The following is a 17,337-nucleotide window of genomic DNA, read 5'->3' on the forward strand; positions in this document are numbered from 1 at the left end:
GGAGTTCCGCATTTGCCCAACCCCTTGAAAGACCATCCGAACTGGCTGGCCGTGCGCGACCGCGCCCTGGTCCCGGCGGGGGCGTGGGCGCGGGACCGGCGCGACTGGGTCAGGGCCAACGACCCTGTCTACACCAGCTTCCGGCGGCCCGGCCGGCCCGAACAGATCGCCGCCGGCGCCACCCTGGCGCTGATCGCCCTGGTGATCGTCTTCCTGATGCTGTTCGACTGGAACTGGCTCAGGGGCCCGATCGGCGGATGGGCTTCGGCCCGCTACGACCGCGAGATCGAGCTGCGGGGCGATCTGGACGTGAAGCTGTTCAGCTGGACTCCCTCCGCCCACATCCGCGACGTCCGCGTCGGCGGGCCGGACTGGGCGAAGGAGAAGGACACCCTGGTCGTCGAGGACGCCCTGGCCTCGGTGCGGTTCCTGCCACTGCTGTCGGGGCGGGTGGAGATGCCTCTGGTCCAGATCACCCGGCCCGAGGTCGTGCTGATCGCCACGGAAGACGGCCGCAAGAGCTGGGTGCTCAACCCCGACAGGCCGGATACGGGGCCCACAAGGTTGCCGCCCATCAACCGGCTGACCATCCGCGACGGCCGCGTCTCGCTCGACGAGCAGGGGCGCAAAATCCGTCTGAACGCAACGGTCAATGCGCGCGAGGGATCGGACGGAAACGCGGGCTTCCATCTGGACGGCCGCGGAACGATCAACGGCACGCCCCTGACGCTGATGGTGCGCGGCGGGCCCTTCATCAACATCAAACGCGACCGGCCCTATGGCTTCAAGGCCGAGCTGTCCGGCGTGGGAACGACCCTGACAGCCGACGGTTCGATCACCCGTCCGTTCGATCTCGGCCAGTTCAGGGCGACCCTGAGTCTGCGCGGACGCGACCTGGCCGACATCTATCTGCTGACAGGCATCACCGCACCCAATACGCCGCCCTACCGGCTCAGCGGCACGTTGACCCGCGACGACACCGTCTTCACCTTCAACGATTTCAGCGGCCGCGTCGGCTCGTCCGACCTGTCCGGCGACCTGAAGGTCTACAAGGCCGGCGACCGGCGCCGGGTCGAAGCGGACCTGTATTCGCGCCTGCTGGATATCGACGACCTGGCGGCGGTTCTGGGGGGCACGCCGAGGGTCACCGCCTCGGGTGATACGGTGATGACCTCAGGCGCGCCGGGCAAGCTGTTGCCCGTCGCGCCGCTGAACGTGGAGCGCCTGCGGGTCATGGACGGGACGCTGCGCTATCGCGCGACCCAGGTGAAGCGCAATGAACTGGACGTGCGTCGTGTCAATCTGGGGGCCGAACTGAAGGCCGGCATCCTGAATCTCGATCCGGTCGCCTTCGATTTCAATCGGGGCGAACTGGACGGAACGGCGCGCATCGACGCCAACCGCAAGGTCCCGTATTCGACGGCTGATTTCCGCCTGCGCGGTTATCCGCTGGAGTCGATCATCCCGGCCCGGAACGGCGCGCCCACGGTGACCGGCCGCGCCATCGGCCGGGCGAAGCTGGAGGGGCCGGGCGCCTCGGTGCATGACTTCGCGGCGAATTCGAAGGGCACGCTGAGTCTGGTGGTGCCGCAGGGCCAGATGCGCGCCGCCTTCGCCGAACTGCTGGGCATCAATGTCACCGCCGGCCTCGGCAAGCTTCTGTCCGGCGATACCGGCGTCTCCGAGATTCGCTGCGCCGTGGCCGACTTCACCGTCAGTGGCGGAACGGCCACCGCCCGCACCTTCGTCATCGACACCACGCCGGTGCTGGCCAGGGGCAGCGGCACGATCAATCTCGGCGCCGAGACGATGAACCTGCGCATCGACGGTGAAACCAAGAAGGCGCGGCTGGTCCGGCTGTGGTCGCCGATCACCATCCGTGGTCCGCTGACGGCGCCGAAGATCGGCGTCGACCAGGCCTCGGTCGCGGGTCAGGTGGGCCTGGGGGCCGCACTGGGGGCCCTGATCAATCCGCTGGCGGCTCTGCTGCCGTTCGTCGACCCGGGCCTGGCCAAGGACGCCAACTGCGGCGCGCTGATCTCCGGCGCGCGATAAGGCCGCGTCCGGTTGAGCTTTTGCGGACTTCCGTGTGTATCCTGGTCCGGCTCCGTCTGGATCCAGGGAAAGCATGACCCGCAGAGGCCTCTTCGCCCCCGCACTCGGCCTGATCGCCTCGGCCTGTTCGCCCCTGGCCGTGCTGAACGGCCTGGGTCCGCGCGACCGGGGCGTACGGCGCGCAGCCCGCGACCTCGCCTATGGAGACGATCCCCGCCAGAAGATGGACATCCACGCCCCTGTCGAGGCGGGTCCCCGGCCATGGCCGATGCTGGTCTTCTTCTATGGCGGCGGCTGGGACAGCGGCGAGCGGCGACTGTACGCCTGGGCGGCGCAGGCTCTGGCGGCGCGTGGTTTCGTGGTTGCAACGCCCGACTACAGGCTGGCGCCGCAGGCCCATTTTCCGGCCTTCATCGACGATGCGGCCGCGGCTGCGGCAAGGGCGGGCCAGATCGCCAGCCGCTATGGAGCCGATCCGGCCCGGCTGGGCGTCATCGGCCATTCGGCCGGGGCCCATCTGGCGATGATGATCGCACTGGACCGCCGCTACATGACGGCCGCCGGCGCGCCCGGACTGATCAGGGCCGCCGCCGGTCTGGCGGGCCCCTATGATTTCCTGCCCTTCGACGTGGCGGCCTCGATCAACGCCTTCGGGCGGGTTCCGGACCCGACCCTGACCCAGCCGGTGACCTTCGCCCGCGCCGACGCGCCGCCCCTGTGGCTGGGCCACGGGACCGGGGACGTGGTGGTCCACGCCGAGGACACCACCATCCTGTGCGACCGGATGAAGGCCGTCGGCGGTCGCTGCGAGGCAAAACTGTATCCGGGCCTGAATCACGCCGACCTGATCGCGACCTTCTCGCCCCTGTTCCGCAGGAAGGCGCCGGTGCTGGACGATGTGACCGCCTTCCTTCGTCGCGAACTGGGGTAGCCTTCAAGCGCGGGGGCGCCCCGCGCTCAAGCCGCGAGCGACCGCGTCGCGAGCATAGCGCCCAAGAGAGCAGCCCACGGCCAAGCATGGCCGTGGGCGTCTCGCCAAGGTCATGATCTTCCGCTAGAGGAGGCCATGACAGAATCGATGAGCCCACAGGCGGCGCTGGACCGTCTCGAAACCCTCTACAACCAGTCCGTCTCCAGCCTGCGCACCGCGGTGGGGACCTTCCTGCGGACCGGCGAACGCGCCGATCCCGAGGCCCGGGCCAAAGGCCTGTTCTCCTATCCCGAACTCAGGGTCAGCTGGTACGGCGAACGGCCGGCCAATCTGGAGGCCCGCGCCTTCGCCCGTCTTTCGCGGCCGGGGGCCTATGCGACCACCATCACCCGGCCGGACCTGTACCGCCCCTATCTGCTGGAACAGCTGACCCTGCTGGAGGCCGACTATGGCGCGGCCTTCGACGTGCGCCCCTCGGATCAGGAGATCCCCTTCCCCTATGTGATGGACGGTTCGGACGTCGCCCTCGACCGCAGCCAGACCGCCGCCGTCGCCCGCTATTTCCCGACCACGGACCTGGCCCATATCGGCGACGAGATCTCCGACGGGATGTTCGACCTGACGAAGGACTTCCCCTTGGCCCAGTTCGACGGCCTGCGGACGGACTTCTCGCTGGCCCGCCTGCGCCACTACACCGGCACGCCGGTGGAGGACGTGCAGAGCTACATCCTGTTCACCAACTACAACCGCTATGTCGACGAGTTCGTACGCTGGGGCTGCGCGCAGCTGACGGATCCGGACAGCGCCTATGAAAAGCTGGTCTGCGCCGGGGGGATCGAGATCACGCGCGACACGCCGAACCCCGAGGCGGCGGTCATGGACGCGGCCTGGAAGAAGCACCAGATGCCCGCCTATCACCTGACGGCGCCGGGGCATCGGGGCATCACCCTGGTCAACATCGGCGTGGGCCCGTCCAACGCCAAGACCATCTGCGACCACCTGGCCGTCACCCGCCCGCACGCCTGGATGATGATCGGCCACTGCGGCGGGCTGCGCCCCAGCCAGAGCATCGGCGACTATGTGCTGGCCCACGCCTATCTGCGGGACGACCATGTGCTGGACGCGGTGCTGCCGCCGGACATCCCCATCCCCTCGATCGCCGAGGTCCAGCGGGCGCTTTACGACGCCGCCAAGATCGTCTCGGGCGCGCCGGGCGAAGAGGTCAAGCGGCGCCTGCGCACGGGCACGGTGGTGACCACGGACGATCGGAACTGGGAGCTGCGCTATTCCAAGTCGGCGCTGCGCTTCAACCAGAGCCGGGCCGTGGCCATCGACATGGAATCCGCGACCATCGCGGCCCAAGGCTATCGCTTCCGGGTGCCCTACGGGACGCTGCTGTGCGTCTCGGACAAGCCGCTGCACGGCGAGATCAAGCTGCCGGGACAGGCCAACCGCTTCTACGAGGGCTCGATCTCGGAGCACCTGCAGATCGGCATCCACGCCATCGACCTGCTGCGCGCCGAGGGCAATCGTCTGCATTCGCGCAAGCTGCGCGCCTTCGACGAGCCGCCGTTCCGGTAAGTCAGGCCGGCTTGTCGGCCTTCTTGCCGAACGCGTCCTCGACCTCGTCCGCGGTGATCCGTTTCGACGGATCGCCGGGCTGGTTGAGGTTCTGCTCTTCAGTGCCGTCGCCCATCATGCCGGGGTGAGGGTCTTTCTTCGGGTCGTCGACCATGGCGATCACTCCTTCCACGCCCTGATGTAAATCCCCGGCGGGCCGGCCGTTCCCGCTACTTCTTCAGCCGTTTCGCATTGGCGACGGCGGTCTTGTGGATCGGACGCATGGCGTCGGCCTGGGCCTTCAGCAGTTCGCTGTTGAGGGTCAGCATCTGACCGGCCGCGCGGCTCCACCAGCCGACAGCGTAGCTGTATTGCGCCTGCAGCGCGGCCGCCGGCGTCGTGGCCGAGGCGATCGAGGCGGCGGCCTTCGAGGCCAGCCCGGCTTCGGTCAGGGCGCTGGAGCCGACCCGGCCGCCGATGTCGCCGAACGTCTTCGCCATGGCCGAGGCCGAGGCGGACAGGGCCTCGACCTTTTCCGTGCTCATCAGCGACAGTTCCGTCAGATCAACCTTTCGCGGATCGGCCATGCCGGCGGCCATGATGCCGAGGCGGGCGTTGATCACGTCGCCGGCCGCCTGCAGCATCTCGCCGCCGGACAGGGCGGCGTTGGCGGCCGAGGTCGCCTGGCGCGTCAGGCGGCGGCCGGTCTTGATGGCTTTGTCGAACTGGGTCATGCGCCGAGCCTTGGGCCGCAATCAGGTCGCGGGCAAGACCTCCGACGAGAAGTCGGCCACATCCTTGAGCAGGGCGGGGATGGCCGCGTCGATGATGGTCTGTCCCTTTTCCGGGCTGGCCTGGGCCGGGTCCGAGCCGATCCGGCCGTCGGGGAAGCGCGCGCGATAGTCGAGGGCGTCGCGGATCGGCCCGGTCGGCGCGATCTGCGGGCTGTAGTCGGCGATCTTGATGCGATCGGGATAGGCGGCCTGGGTGACGGCGATTTCGGACGGGGTGGCGTGCATGCCGTGGCCGGTCGGGAACATCCGGTTGCACAGGCCGTGGACGCCCGGCAGGTCCCACCAGTTCTTCAGCCTGAGCACGAAGGGCGGCTGCTCCTCGACGAAGCTCCATTCGGCGTAGATCTCGGCGAAGGTCGCCTCGATGGTGGCGACGTTGCCGCCGTGGCCGTTGAGGAAATAGATCCGCTCGAAGCCGTGCCGGCTCAGCGACGACACCCAGTCGGTGATCGCCGCCATGAAGGTCGAGGGCCGCAGGGAGATGGTGCCGGCGAAGGCCAGGTGGTGCTGGGCCATGCCGATGTTGAAGGTCGGGGCCACGATCAGGCTCTCGTCCTGCGCCTCGGCGGCGTGGGCGATGATCTCGGGGCACAGCCAGTCGGTGCCCAGCAGGCCGGTCGGGCCGTGCTGTTCATTGGAGCCGATGGGCACGACGACGGTCCTCGTCGTCTTCAGCCGCGCATCGATCTCGGGCCATGAGGAGAGGTGGATCAGCATGGGTACGCTCCGGAACAGTATGGGCGCGGTCTAGTCCGATTGGCGGACGGGGCCAACCGCCTCAGCGGGCGAAGGCGCGCAGGAAGCGGTGGGCCGCCTCGGCGGCGCGGGCCTGCAGATCGAAGTCCGGATGGGCCACGCCCAGCACGCCGCGCAGATGCCCATGCCCCAGCACCATGCCCGAGAACATCTCGGCCGCCGCGTCGGGATCGGGAATGCGCAGCAGTCCAAGGCGGTCCTGCTCGGCCAGCCAGGCGGACAGGCGGCGCAGGCCTTCGGCGGGGCCGGCCTGGTAAATGGCGTGGGCCAGTTCCGGATCGCTGGGCGACATGAGGGCGACGCCGCGCATCGAGGCGGCGGCCTGTTTGCCGCACAGCTTTTCCAGCATGCCCGCGGCCATGGCGGTCAGCACCGTTTCCGGATCGCCGCCGGTCCGCAGGGGGGTGCTGATGGCGTCGGAGCGACGGGCGGCGAGGGCGCGGCCGATCTCCACCTTGGACGGGAAGCGGTTGTACAGGGTCTGGCGCGAGACCCCGGCCCGACGGGCGATGGCCTCCATCGAGGCGAGGGCGCCCTTCTCCGAAAACAGGGCGAGGGCCGCGTCCAGAATGGCCTCGGTCTTGGTCTCGTCGATCTGTCCGGCGACCCGGGCCATCAGTGGGCGTCCACCGGCGGGCCGCCCGCCGCGGCCTTCACCGGACGGGACAGCAGGGTGACGAAGGCGGCGAAGACGCAGCCGACGGCCAGTATGGCGAAGGCGTCACCGAAGGCCAAGGTCGTCGCCTGAAGGTTCAACATGCCCTGGACCGCCTTCATCGCCGCGCCCGCCGGATCGATCGAGCCCGCGAACCGCTCCTGCATTCCGGCCAGCATGGCCTGCATGCCGCCGTTGGTCACCGGGATGTTCTGGGTCAGCTCGCTCATGTGCGACGCCGTATTCTGCGTCAGGGAGGTGTTCAACAGGGCCAGGCCGAAGGCGCCGCCGACATTGCGCGACAGGTTCACCAGGCCCGAGGCGTTCTTGACCATATGCGGCGGCAGGGTCGACATGGTCACCTGCTGGGCGGCGATCATGGCCATCATGACGCCGGCTCCCCGCAGGGCCTGAACGCCGGCGAACTGCCAGAAGCCCCATTCGCTGGTCACGGCGTGGGCGTCCCACATGCCCCAGGCGCAAAACATGAAGCCGCCGAACATCAGGATGCGGGCGTCGACCTTGCGCACCAGCCGGCCCGCGAAGGGCGCGGTGGCGAACATGGCCAGACCCGACACCACCATGGTGGTGCCGACCTCGGCCGCCGAATAGTCGCGCACCCGCGACAGGAACAGGGGCAGCAGGAAGGTGCCCCCGAACAGGGCCGCGCCCACCGTGAAGGTCATCACCACCCCGACAAGGAAGTTGCGGTTGGTGAAGGCGCGCAGCTCCACCACCGGATTATGGTAGGTCAGCGACCGCCAGATGAAGGCGGGCCCCGTGATGGCGGCCAGCACGGCCAGCCACAGGATGTTGTCGTCCGAGAACCAGTCGTTCTTGGACCCCTCCTCCAGCACGAATTGCAGGCTCATCAGGAAGACGGCCATCAGGGCCAGACCCCACCAGTCGAAGCCCTTGGTCAGGGATGGATCGCCCTTGTCGAAATTGGCGTAGCGGCCGACGAGGAACAGCACCAGCAGTCCGGGCGGGACGTTGATGAAGAACAGCCAGCGCCAGCTGAGCCACTCGGTCAGGTGGCCGCCGAGGGTCGGACCGACGGTCGGCGCCAGGGTCACGATCAGACCCATGACCACGCTGGCGGTGATGCGCTTGTCGGGCGGAAAGGCGGTGAAGGCGACGGCGAAGACGGTCGGGATCATGGCCCCGCCGACGAAGCCCTGAAGCGCCCGGAAGAAGATCATGGCGTCGATCGAGGACGACAGCCCGGTGGCCACGCTCATCAGCATGAAGCCCGTGCAGGAGACGAGGAAGACCTTCTGCGTCCCCCACAGGCGCGAGAGGTATCCCGACAGGGGGATCATCACGACCTCGGGGATCAGATAGGCGGTCTGGATCCAGCTGATCTCGTCGGCCGAGGCGCCGACCCCGGCCTGGATCTGCGGCAGGGACGAGGCCACGATCTGGATGTCGAGAATGGCCATGAACTGGCCGATCACCATGCCGGCGAAGCCCAGCAGCAGGATGGTCCAGTTGATCTTCGGCTCGGCCGGAGGAGCCCCGGCGACCGCGGGGGCGGCGGCGGTCACTGGACCGCGGCGCCCGTGTTCGCCACGGACGCGACGGCGGTTCCGGTCGCGGCCTGGGCGAAGCTGAGGCCGCCCCGGCTTTTCAGATCGACCTTGACCTCGACCGACAGGCCGGGCCGCAGGGCGGCGCCCGAGGCGGGATCGACGCGGATGCGCACGGGCAGGCGCTGGGTGATCTTGGTGAAATTGCCGGTCGCGTTCTCGATCGGGATCAGGGCGAACTCCGAGCCGGTGGCGGGCGAGAAGCTGTCGATATGGCCGGTCAGGCGCTGGCCGGGAAAGGCGTCGGCGGTGATTTCCACCGCCTGGCCGAGGCGCAGGCGGTCGACCTGGGTCTCCTTGAAATTGGCGACCACATAGGCGTCGCCCAGCGGCACGATCGACAGGATCTGGCCGCCCGGGCGGACATACTGGCCGACGCGCACGCCGCGGGCGCCGATCACGCCGCCGACCGGGGCGCGGATGACGGTGCGGTCCAGGGCGATGCGGGCCTGTTCGACCTGGGCGCGGGCCACCTCGACGGCGGCGACGCTCTGGTTCCGGGTCGAGCCCAGCACGCCGGCGGTGCGCTGCTCGGCGACCAGGGCGGCCCGGGCCTCGGCGACGCTGGCCTGGGCCGTGCGCGCGCCGGCCTGTTCGGTCTGGATGCGCTGCTGCGAGACCCAGCCCTGCTCGGCCAGCTTGCCGTAGCGGTCGACCTGCTGGCGGGCCAGGTCGGCCTGGGCCTGGGCCTGGGCGACGCCCGCGGCGCGCGAGGCGATCAGGGCCTGTTCCTGGGCTGCGCGGGCGTCGACATTGCCGACCGCGGCGATCACCGAGGCCAGATTGGCCTCGGCCTGGGCCAGGGCGGCGCGGGCGTTGGCGTCGTCGAGGCGGATCAGGATCTGGCCCGGCTCGACGCGCTGGTTGTCGGCGACCAGCACCTCGACCACATAGCCGTCGATCTGCGGGCTGACCTCGGTGGTGTCGGCGGCGACGAAGGCGTTGTCGGTGGCCTCCCAGCGCTGTTTGCCCTGCCACCAGACCACGCCGCCGATGACAACGGCCAGGGCGACGACGGCGCCCACGATCAGGGGCAGACGTTTCTTGAGGGCGGGCGACAGGGCCATAGACGAGCTCGAGAAAGACGTGTCGGGGAGGACAGGCGTAAAATGGACGATACTGTCCATAATTCAATCCCGCTTGTTTCGCCGCCCCAACACGTCTTGTTTCGCCTTGTCCGGAGTTCGTGATGCCTGCTGACCGCCCGCCCTCTTTCGTCGATGTCGCCGTGGTCGGGGCCGGCGCTGCGGGCATCGCCGCCGCGCGGGCGCTGGCGCAGGCGCCGCTGGATGTGGTGGTGCTGGAGGCGCGGGACCGGATCGGCGGCCGGGCTCACACAATCGACATAAACGGGGCCGGGCTCGACATGGGCTGCGGCTGGCTGCATTCGGCCGATGAGAACGTGCTGGCGGATCTGGCCGAAACCGAGGGGTTCGCGATCGACCGCACCCCGCCGCCGTGGCGCAGCCAGGCCTTCAACCACGAGACGTCGCCCGGGGATCAGGCCGCGTTCGGCGCGGCCTTCGCGGCGTTTGACGCGCGGGTGGCGGAGGCCGCGCGCCGGGGCGAGGACGGGCCTGCGGCGACCCTGTTCGATCCCGCGGAGCCCTGGAACGGCCGCATCGACGCCATCTCGGGCGCCCTGAACGGCGCGCGCTTCGCCGAGGTCTCGATCCAGGACTATGACGCGTATCGCGACACCGGGGTGAACTGGCGCGTCCCCGTCGGATACGGGCGGTTGGTCGAACATCTGGGAGCGGGCGCGCCGGTGGTGTTTCAGTGTCCGGTCAGCCGCATCGACCGGTCCGGCCCGGTCCTTCGGCTGGAGACCGCCCGGGGGGTCGTCGAGGCGCGCGCCGTGATCCTGACCGTCCCGACGGGGCTGCTGTCGACGGAGGCGGTCCGCATCGATCCGCCCGTTCCGGACTGGCTCGAGGCGGCGGCCGGCGCGCCGCTGGGGCTGGCTTCCAAGCTGCACATGACGGTGACGGGCGCGGAAGACTTTCCGCCGGACAGCCAGCTGTGGGGCCGGCGCGACACAGCCGACACCGCGGGCTACCACCTGCGGCCCTTCGGCCGGCCGATGATCGAGGCCTATTTCGGCGCGGGGCTGGCGTGGGGGCTGGAGGCCGAAGGCCAAGCCGCCTTCTTCGCCTTCGCGGCCGATGAATTCGCATCGTTGCTGGGGTCCGGCTTCCGGCGCCGGATCGAACCGGTCGCCGCCTCCATGTGGGGCGCGGATCCCTGGTCGCGGGGCGCCTATTCCCATGTCCTGCCGGGGCAGGCGGGCGCCCGGTCCCGGCTGAAGGCGCCGATCGAGAACCGCATCTTCACCGCCGGCGAGGGCACGTCGGAAGACTTCTACGGCACGGCGCACGGGGCGTGGATGGAAGGCGAACGGGCCGCGCGGCAGGCGCTGCGGCGTTTGGGTCTTGGGCCGCCGCCGGAAGCGCGTTAGGCTTCCCGCCAGCGTTGTGGCGGGGCGGGGTGTCTTGTGGTGAACCGTGTGTGGAGCGCGCTGATCGTCGCGCTTGTCGTGGTCGTCGGCGGCCCCGTCCCGGCTAGCGCACAGGTTGTCGAACCGGTTCCGGCGTCCGCCGTCGCGGCGGCGGACGGTCTGATCCCGATGGACCCGGCGGTCCGGCAGGGGGTGCTCGCCAACGGCCTGCGGTATGCGATCCTCGCCAATCCGCGACCCGACGGCGCCGCCTCGCTGCGTCTGCTGATCAAGGCGGGAAGTTTCGAGGAGGCGGACGACGAACGCGGACTCGCCCACTTCCTCGAACACATGGCCTTCAACGGCACGCGAAACTTCGCCGAGGGCACGCTGCAGGCGCGCTTCGCGGACGCAGGCATCGCCTTCGGGCGGGACCAGAACGCCACGACCAGCGCCTTCGCCACGATCTACACCCTGGACATCAACGTCGCGGACGACGCCCGCCTCGATCTCGCGTTCGACTGGCTGTCGGACGTCGCGGACGGTCTGGTCTTCGAACCGGAGGCGATCGAACGTGAAAAGGGCGTCGTCCTGGCGGAACGGGACCGGCGTCTGGGCCCGGCCTGGGACTATCAACGCCGGTACCAGGCGTTCGTCGCGCCGAACCTGCGCGGCCCGTCCAGGCTGGCGATCGGCGAGGTCGAGGACATCCGCGGGATCGACACCGTGCGTCTGACGCGGTTTCGCGACCGCTGGTACCGGCCCGATAACGCCTTCCTCGTCGTGGTCGGCGATCTTGACGAAACGGACGTCGAGGCGCGGATCCAGGCGGCGTTCGCCGACTGGCGCGCCGAGGGCGATCCCGGCGTCCGCGCCGCCGCCCAGGCGCCGGATCTGCGCCGGCCGTTCGAGATCATGGTCTCCACCGAGCGGCAGCAGGGCTCGGGCGTCAACATCTGCCGGGTGCGGCCCCATGTTCGATACGGCCCCGACAGTCTGGCCCGCCGCGAGTTCAACATCGCCCGGAGCCTGTGGCTCAGCATCGCCAACCGCCGTCTCGCGCGACTGACGCAAGGCGATGACCCGCCCTTCGTGAGCGCCAGCTTCAGCACCTCGGGCTGGCTGCGCGAGGCCGGCTACACCTGTCTGCGCGTGACGCCGCGAAACGACAGGCGCTGGCGCGAGGCGTTCGACGCCGCCGTGGTTGAACTGCAGCGGCTGGAGACGCACGGCGTGCGCAACGACGAGATCGATCGCAATGTGACGGCCCAGAAGAGAGCGGGCGCCGAGGCGGTCGCGAACGCCGGGGCACGATACTCGGCCGCCCTCGCGGGCGCGCTGCTGAGTTCGGAACCCGGCTACGAGCTGGACGGGGCGGGGTTCGTCGCCCCGGCGGACGCGGCGCGCCTGTTCGATCTGGCGGCGGCGAACATGACGCCCGAGCGGATCAACGCCGCCTTCCGGGCGGACTGGTCCGGGTCGGAGCCGCTGATCGCGGTGACCATGGCCGCCCCTCCATCCGAACGGGCGGTTCGGGCGGCGTGGCGGGCGGCGAGCCGCCGGCGCGCGCCGGCGCCCTCGACGGCTCCGGTCAACGACGCCTGGGCCTATGGCGATTTCGGCCCCGCAGCCTCCCCGGTGTCGCGCGAGGAAATCGCGGAGCCCGGCTTCGTCCGTCTCGGGTTCGCCAACGGGGTGGTGGTGAATTTCAAATCCGTCGACTTCACCCGGGACAGCATCCAGATCTCGGTGCGGTTCGGGGACGGCTTGCGCGAACTGGACCCGGCGGACCAGAACCCCGCCCGGTTCGCGACCCAATTCTTCACGCTCGGCGGCCTGGGCCGTCACGGCATGATGGAGATGACCGACCTGTTCCCCGCCCGGCGGTATCAGACAACGCTCGGCATGGGGAACGACTCCTTCGTCATGCGCGGCTCCACCCGGCCGGCCGATCTCGAACTGCAACTGCAGATGCTGGCGGCGGCCTTCTCGGATCCCGGCTTCCGCACTGACTTCGACAGCGCGCGCGCGACCGCCGTCTCCACCATCTTCCGCCAGCTGCGCACCGAGCCCCGGGCCGTCGCCAGCGAGGCGTTGCTGACCGTCGTCCAGCCCGGCAATCCCCGCTCCCTGCCGTCCCGCGAGACGGTGCTGGCCTGGAACCAGGAGACATTCCGGCGAATCCTGTCTCCCGCCCTGGCCGAGGCGCCGCTCGAGGTCACCCTGGTCGGCGACATCGAAGAGGCGGATGCGGTCCGGCTGCTCGGCGCCACGTTCGGGGCCCTTCCGCCCCGCGCGCCCCGCGACGCCCGCAGGCCGGACGCCTGGTTCCTGCGCTACCCGGAGCAGGTCGAGCCGGTGCTGGCCGGGCACGAGGGGTCGCCGGAAAGGGGTTTCGTCAGCCTGACCTGGCCGCTGTTCGTCGGATCGCCGGAGAGGCGGCGCGAGCAGCGCGCTCTCTCCCTGCTTCGCTCGGTGCTCAACGACCGGATCCGCGACGAAATCCGCGAGAGACTCGGCGCCAGCTATGCGCCCTCGGTTTCGATGACGCTCCCCGACGACGCCGATCAGGGCGCGCTGCAGATCGCCGTCGAAACCCGGCCGGAGCATATCGAGGCGGTGCGCGCGGCCATCCTGGAGGTGGTCGCCCGGCTGGCGGCGGGCGATATCGACGCCGTCGCCGTAGAGGCCGCGCGCCGTCCGGCCCTGGACGCCGCCCTGACCGAGCGCGAAACCAACACCTGGTGGCTGCAGGCCCTCGATGGCTCCAGCCGTAATCCCCGGCCGCTTCAGGACGCCATGGAGTGGCGCGACGAATACCGGTCGCTGACCGTCGACGAGGTCCGCGCCGCCGCCTCGCGCTGGATGTCGACGCCGCCGGTCGTCGTCGAGGTGCGGCCGAAAACGGTTCCGGTCATCACACGGACTGCCCGCTGATCTGGCGCGGCGTGGCCGGCCGCGCTTTAAGTCGGGCATGAGCGAGAAGCGGTCCAGAACGACGCCCGGGCGCCCCGCCGTCATGACCGGCGCGGCGATCCCCGTGCTCGGCTGGCCGCCGGACGAGGATCGGGTCGAGGCCATTTTCGGGCGGCTGTCGGCGGTGATGCCCGAGCCGAAGACGGAGCTGAACTTTTCCAGCCCCTTCACCCTCGTCGTGGCGGTCGCCCTGTCGGCCCAGGCCACGGACGTCTCGGTCAACAAGGCCACCGAGCGGTTGTTCAGGGTCGCCGACACCCCCGCGAAGATGCTGGCGCTGGGCGAGGCGGGGCTGGTTCCCCTCATCGCCTCCATCGGCCTGTATCGCGGCAAGGCGCGGAACGTCATCGCCCTGAGCCGCATCCTGCTGGAGAAACACGGGGGCGAGGTGCCGCTGAACCGCGCCGACCTTCAGGCCCTGCCCGGCGTCGGCCGCAAGACCGCCAGCGTGGTGCTGAACGAGCTGGGAATCGAGGCGGCCATCGCCGTCGACACCCATGTGTTCCGCGTCTCGCACCGGCTGGGTCTGGCCAACGCCGCCACCCCCGACAAGGTCGAGGCCCAGCTGTTCCGCGTCGTGCCCGAGCAATGGCTGCCCAGGGCCCACCATTGGCTGATCCTGCACGGCCGCTACACCTGCACGGCGCGCCGACCGAAATGCAGCGCCTGCCTGATCAGCGATCTGTGCCCGTCGCGGGCGGGGCTGGCGGCGATGGGGGAGGCGGCGTAGCCTGACGCCAGACTAATGGAGGTCTTGATTGGATCGTTCCTTTCGCCCGTGGGCCTGGTCCACCGGAGGCTTGGTCGTCGGTCTGGCGGCGATGGCCGGTACGGCCTGGCTTGTCGCACGCCTGGGTCACAACATCGGCGAGATCAGCCGGTCCATCATCGTGAGCACCTATCCGGACGAGGTCATTCCCCGCCTGTTGATCGCAGTGGTTTTCGTTTGGGGCTCATGCCTGCTCTGGCGATCCGGGACGCACCGGCAGGTTCTGGCGGCGGCGGCGGCCTGTGCGGGCATCGGGATACTTGTGGCCATATACGTCATTGTGCGCGCCGAAATCGGGTTCGCCCAGACGTTTCCGAATGACGGCGCCGCTGGGGGCTGGGCCCCCGGAGCGGCGCGCGCGCAGGTCCTGCCCCTCTCCTATCTCGTCGCCTCCGTGCAGGCTGTTTTCGGCTTGCTTGCCAGCACGGCGTTGCTGGGGATCCACGCGCTCAGGCGCTCCCCAACCTGACAGCCCGGGACGGGCCGTTCTGCTCAGAGCCGCGCCCGAACCGCGTCCGCGAAATTCCGCCCGCCCTCCGGCGCGGAGCCGAGGTAGAAGTCGGGCTCGATCAGTTCGGCCTCCATCAGCAGCCAGCGGCCGTCGGCGGCGGGGGCCATGTCGATGCGGGCGTAGAGCAGGTCTTCGTCGATGGCGGCCAGGGTCCGCTGCGCCAGGGCCAGGGCTCCCGCCGGCGGTTCGGCCAGGGCCGTGTAGCCGCCGCCGTACTGGACCTGGACCCGGAACTCGCCGGGAACCGGGCGTTTGTTGACGACGTGGCTGAGCTTGCCGCCGAAGAACAGCAGCGAGGTCTCGCCCTCGGTCTCGATGGTCGGCAGATAGGGCTGGATCATCGCCGGACCCGCGGGCGCGTCGGTCAGCGGCTCGCCGCGCGACAGCCGCAGGGTCTTCCACGCCCCGCCCGAGACGCGCGGCTTGACCACCAGCCGGTCTGTCCCGAAGCGATCGAAGGCGGCGTCGACGTCGGCCTGTCCGGGGCTGTCGATCCAGACCGTGTCGGGGATGGCGATCCCCTGATCGCCCAGCCGCCCCAGATAGCTCTTGTCCGAATTCCAGCCGAGAACGGACGGCGGATTCAGCATCGTCAGTCCGGCTTCGGCCCAGGTCGCGCAGGCCTGCATCCAGCGCTCATGGTCCCGGTGATAGCCCCAGACGATCAGCGGCAGGACCAGCGGGAACCGCTTCAGGCCCGAGGCGTCGGCGATATGCTCCGTCCACGGCGTCGGCGCCACCGTCACATCGGCGAGCGACAGGGCTTCGGCCAGCCGTTCCAGCACGCCGGGCCACTGGCCGGCGTAGGAGGGGTCGGCGGGGTCGGGCGTCAGGACGGCGATCTCGGTCATGGCCCGAAACCTAGCGAACCGCGGGCAAAAGCATAAGGCTTTCCTTATGGGTTTTTGGATGACGCGGGGCCGGTCGTCGGCTATGGGCCGCCCATGACCCAGAATCCCACCTATGATGTCTGCGCCGTCGGCAATGCGATCGTCGACGTTCTCGCCCCTTGCGAGCCCACCTTCCTGACGGCCCAGGGCCTGACCGCCGGCTCGATGCAGCTGGTCGACGCCAACCAGAGCGCCGCCCTGTACGCCGCCATGGCTGCGGGGGTCGAGGCCTCGGGCGGCTCGGCCGGCAACACCGTCGCGGGCGTCGGCTCCTTCGGCGGCCGCGCCGCCTATATCGGCAAGGTGGCGGACGATACCCTGGGCGGGGTCTTCACCCACGATATCCGCGCCGCCGGCGTCGCGTTCGACACCGCCCCGCTGAAGGACGGCGCCGAACAGGGCCTCGCCACCGGCGTCTGCATGATCAATGTCACCTCCGACGGCCAGCGCACCATGTGCACCTTCCTGGGCGCGGCCAACCAGCTGGCGGCCGCCGACATCGACGCGGCCCTGATCGGCGCCTCGGCCATCGTCTATCTGGAAGGCTATCTGTTCGACCCCGCCCCCGCCCGCGTCGCCTTCGAGGCCGCCGCCGCCGCCGCCCACGCGGCCGGACGCAAGGTCGCCATCACCCTGTCGGACTCCTTCGTCGTCCACCGCTGGCGCACCGAACTGCTGGCCTTCATCGAGGCCTCGGCCGACATCGTCCTGGCCAACGAGGCCGAACTCGCCGCCCTGTTCGAGACGGAGGACTTCGACCACGCCGCCGCCCACCTCGGCCGCATCGTCGACATCGCCGCCGTCACCCGCGGCGCGGCCGGCTCGGTGGTGTTCGGAGGGGGTGGGGCCGAGCGGGTCGAGGTCGCCGCTTGCCCGGTCGACAAGGTGGTCGACACCACCGGCGCCGGCGACCAGTACGCGGCCGGCTTCCTGCTGGGCCTCGCCCGCGGCCTGTCGCTCGAAGACGCAGGCAAACTGGGCTCGCTGGCCGCCGCGGAGGTCATCGCCCACTGGGGTCCGCGGCCGATGACGTCGCTGGAAGTACTGGCGATCGAAGCCGGACTGGGGCTCAGACCCGCCTGATCGTCACGTACAGCGCCCCGTCGCCGCCGTGATGCCGCGCGGCGGGAGCGAATCCTGACACCACGCCCCGCAGCGCCGGGGCCTGCAGCCATTCGTGCACCGAGGCGCGGATGACGCCGGTTCCGCCGCGCCGGCCCTGTCCTGTGACGACCAGCACCGAGCGATAGCCCCGCGCCTGCGCGCCCATCAGGAAGGCGGTCAGGGCGTCCTGGGCCTGAAAGCGGCCGAAGCCGTGCAGGTCGATCTTGGCCTCGATCGGATCGCGCTCGCGCGACAGCCGGCGCTGTCGGCGAGGCTCAAGCGCCTCGGGCAGGCCGCGCGGGCGGGTGGG

The 17,337-nt window shown here is 70.0% G+C and carries 16 protein-coding genes; 8 read left to right on the top strand and 8 right to left on the bottom strand.

Annotation, left to right across the window (positions count from 1 at the left end; translation table 11 throughout):
- Positions 1-12: 12 nt before the first annotated feature.
- The 3 genes from VN378_RS15240 (at position 13) to VN378_RS15250 (ending at position 4,567) form a co-directional block, all read left to right on the top strand.
- Positions 13-2,055 (top strand): AsmA family protein, encoded by a 2,043-nt coding sequence (locus VN378_RS15240; protein WP_325744411.1) that lies wholly within the window; start codon positions 13-15, stop codon positions 2,053-2,055.
- 73 nt (positions 2,056-2,128) lie between these two features.
- Positions 2,129-2,986 carry an alpha/beta hydrolase gene (locus VN378_RS15245; RefSeq protein ID WP_325744412.1) on the top strand — a complete coding sequence of 286 codons (858 nt, stop codon included), beginning with the start codon at positions 2,129-2,131 and terminating at the stop codon, positions 2,984-2,986.
- Between the two features lie 135 nt (positions 2,987-3,121).
- The gene (locus tag VN378_RS15250; RefSeq protein ID WP_325744413.1) at positions 3,122-4,567 is read left to right on the top strand and encodes an AMP nucleosidase; all 1,446 of its coding nucleotides are present in this window, start codon (positions 3,122-3,124) and stop codon (positions 4,565-4,567) included.
- A gap of 1 nt (position 4,568) precedes the next feature.
- Here VN378_RS15250 and VN378_RS15255 read toward each other — a convergent pair whose 3' ends face one another.
- The 6 genes from VN378_RS15255 to VN378_RS15280 all read right to left on the bottom strand — a co-directional run bounded on the left by VN378_RS15255 (position 4,569) and on the right by VN378_RS15280 (position 9,407).
- Positions 4,569-4,721 (bottom strand): hypothetical protein, encoded by a 153-nt coding sequence (locus tag VN378_RS15255; protein ID WP_325744414.1) that lies wholly within the window; start codon positions 4,719-4,721, stop codon positions 4,569-4,571.
- Between the two features lie 55 nt (positions 4,722-4,776).
- A complete protein-coding gene (locus VN378_RS15260; protein WP_325744415.1) occupies positions 4,777-5,280 on the bottom strand; it encodes a phasin in 504 nt (167 codons plus the stop codon).
- 21 nt (positions 5,281-5,301) lie between these two features.
- Entirely contained in the window at positions 5,302-6,057 is a 756-nt protein-coding gene (locus tag VN378_RS15265; protein WP_325744416.1) for a creatininase family protein, read from the bottom strand.
- A gap of 61 nt (positions 6,058-6,118) precedes the next feature.
- Positions 6,119-6,712 (bottom strand): TetR/AcrR family transcriptional regulator, encoded by a 594-nt coding sequence (locus VN378_RS15270; protein WP_325744417.1) that lies wholly within the window; start codon positions 6,710-6,712, stop codon positions 6,119-6,121.
- Positions 6,712-8,298, bottom strand: a complete 1,587-nt coding sequence (locus VN378_RS15275) for a DHA2 family efflux MFS transporter permease subunit (protein WP_325744418.1) — start codon at positions 8,296-8,298, stop codon at positions 6,712-6,714. Before VN378_RS15275 ends, VN378_RS15270 begins: the two co-directional genes overlap by 1 nt.
- Positions 8,295-9,407, bottom strand: coding sequence for an HlyD family secretion protein (locus tag VN378_RS15280; protein WP_325744419.1), 1,113 nt, complete (start codon positions 9,405-9,407; stop codon positions 8,295-8,297). The genes VN378_RS15275 and VN378_RS15280 overlap by 4 nt, the downstream gene beginning before the upstream one ends.
- Positions 9,408-9,529: 122 nt before the next feature.
- Here VN378_RS15280 and VN378_RS15285 point away from each other — a divergent pair, with 122 nt between their 5' ends.
- The 4 genes from VN378_RS15285 to VN378_RS15300 are packed head-to-tail and all read left to right on the top strand — an operon-like array spanning position 9,530 to position 14,991.
- Entirely contained in the window at positions 9,530-10,798 is a 1,269-nt protein-coding gene (locus tag VN378_RS15285; RefSeq protein ID WP_325744420.1) for a flavin monoamine oxidase family protein, read from the top strand.
- A 39-nt stretch (positions 10,799-10,837) separates the two neighbouring features.
- The gene (locus tag VN378_RS15290) at positions 10,838-13,714 is read left to right on the top strand and encodes an insulinase family protein (protein WP_325744421.1); all 2,877 of its coding nucleotides are present in this window, start codon (positions 10,838-10,840) and stop codon (positions 13,712-13,714) included.
- A 37-nt stretch (positions 13,715-13,751) separates the two neighbouring features.
- Entirely contained in the window at positions 13,752-14,483 is a 732-nt protein-coding gene (gene nth, locus VN378_RS15295; RefSeq protein WP_414642262.1) for an endonuclease III, read from the top strand.
- Between the two features lie 28 nt (positions 14,484-14,511).
- Positions 14,512-14,991: a hypothetical protein gene (locus VN378_RS15300; RefSeq protein ID WP_325744422.1), complete on the top strand. Its 480-nt coding sequence runs from the start codon at positions 14,512-14,514 to the stop codon at positions 14,989-14,991.
- A 23-nt stretch (positions 14,992-15,014) separates the two neighbouring features.
- Here the strand turns inward: VN378_RS15300 and VN378_RS15305 are convergent, their stop codons facing one another.
- Positions 15,015-15,884 carry a transporter gene (locus VN378_RS15305; protein ID WP_325744423.1) on the bottom strand — a complete coding sequence of 290 codons (870 nt, stop codon included), beginning with the start codon at positions 15,882-15,884 and terminating at the stop codon, positions 15,015-15,017.
- 93 nt (positions 15,885-15,977) lie between these two features.
- Between VN378_RS15305 and VN378_RS15310 the strand changes: the two genes are divergently transcribed.
- Positions 15,978-17,006 (top strand): adenosine kinase, encoded by a 1,029-nt coding sequence (locus tag VN378_RS15310; protein WP_325744424.1) that lies wholly within the window; start codon positions 15,978-15,980, stop codon positions 17,004-17,006.
- Here VN378_RS15310 and VN378_RS15315 read toward each other — a convergent pair.
- The coding region (locus VN378_RS15315) for a Smr/MutS family protein (RefSeq protein ID WP_325744425.1) at positions 16,993-17,337 on the bottom strand (345 nt) is incomplete at its 5' end. The two genes, VN378_RS15310 and VN378_RS15315, sit on opposite strands and share 14 nt — an antisense overlap.

This window comes from Brevundimonas sp. (assembly GCF_035561115.1).
Classification (GTDB): Bacteria; Pseudomonadota; Alphaproteobacteria; order Caulobacterales; family Caulobacteraceae; genus Brevundimonas.

Excerpts from the sequence above, each read along its gene's own strand:
- VN378_RS15310 (WP_325744424.1), top strand. The coding sequence starts at position 15,978 with ATGACCCAGAATCCCACCTATGATGTCTGCGCCGTCGGCAATGCGATC.
- VN378_RS15285 (WP_325744420.1), top strand. The coding sequence starts at position 9,530 with ATGCCTGCTGACCGCCCGCCCTCTTTCGTCGATGTCGCCGTGGTCGGG.
- nth (WP_414642262.1), top strand. The coding sequence starts at position 13,752 with ATGAGCGAGAAGCGGTCCAGAACGACGCCCGGGCGCCCCGCCGTCATG.
- VN378_RS15255 (WP_325744414.1), bottom strand. The coding sequence starts at position 4,721 with ATGGTCGACGACCCGAAGAAAGACCCTCACCCCGGCATGATGGGCGAC.
- VN378_RS15270 (WP_325744417.1), bottom strand. The coding sequence starts at position 6,712 with ATGGCCCGGGTCGCCGGACAGATCGACGAGACCAAGACCGAGGCCATT.
- VN378_RS15305 (WP_325744423.1), bottom strand. The coding sequence starts at position 15,884 with ATGACCGAGATCGCCGTCCTGACGCCCGACCCCGCCGACCCCTCCTAC.
- VN378_RS15250 (WP_325744413.1), top strand. The coding sequence starts at position 3,122 with ATGACAGAATCGATGAGCCCACAGGCGGCGCTGGACCGTCTCGAAACC.
- VN378_RS15245 (WP_325744412.1), top strand. The coding sequence starts at position 2,129 with ATGACCCGCAGAGGCCTCTTCGCCCCCGCACTCGGCCTGATCGCCTCG.
- VN378_RS15260 (WP_325744415.1), bottom strand. The coding sequence starts at position 5,280 with ATGACCCAGTTCGACAAAGCCATCAAGACCGGCCGCCGCCTGACGCGC.
- VN378_RS15265 (WP_325744416.1), bottom strand. The coding sequence starts at position 6,057 with ATGCTGATCCACCTCTCCTCATGGCCCGAGATCGATGCGCGGCTGAAG.
- VN378_RS15280 (WP_325744419.1), bottom strand. The coding sequence starts at position 9,407 with ATGGCCCTGTCGCCCGCCCTCAAGAAACGTCTGCCCCTGATCGTGGGC.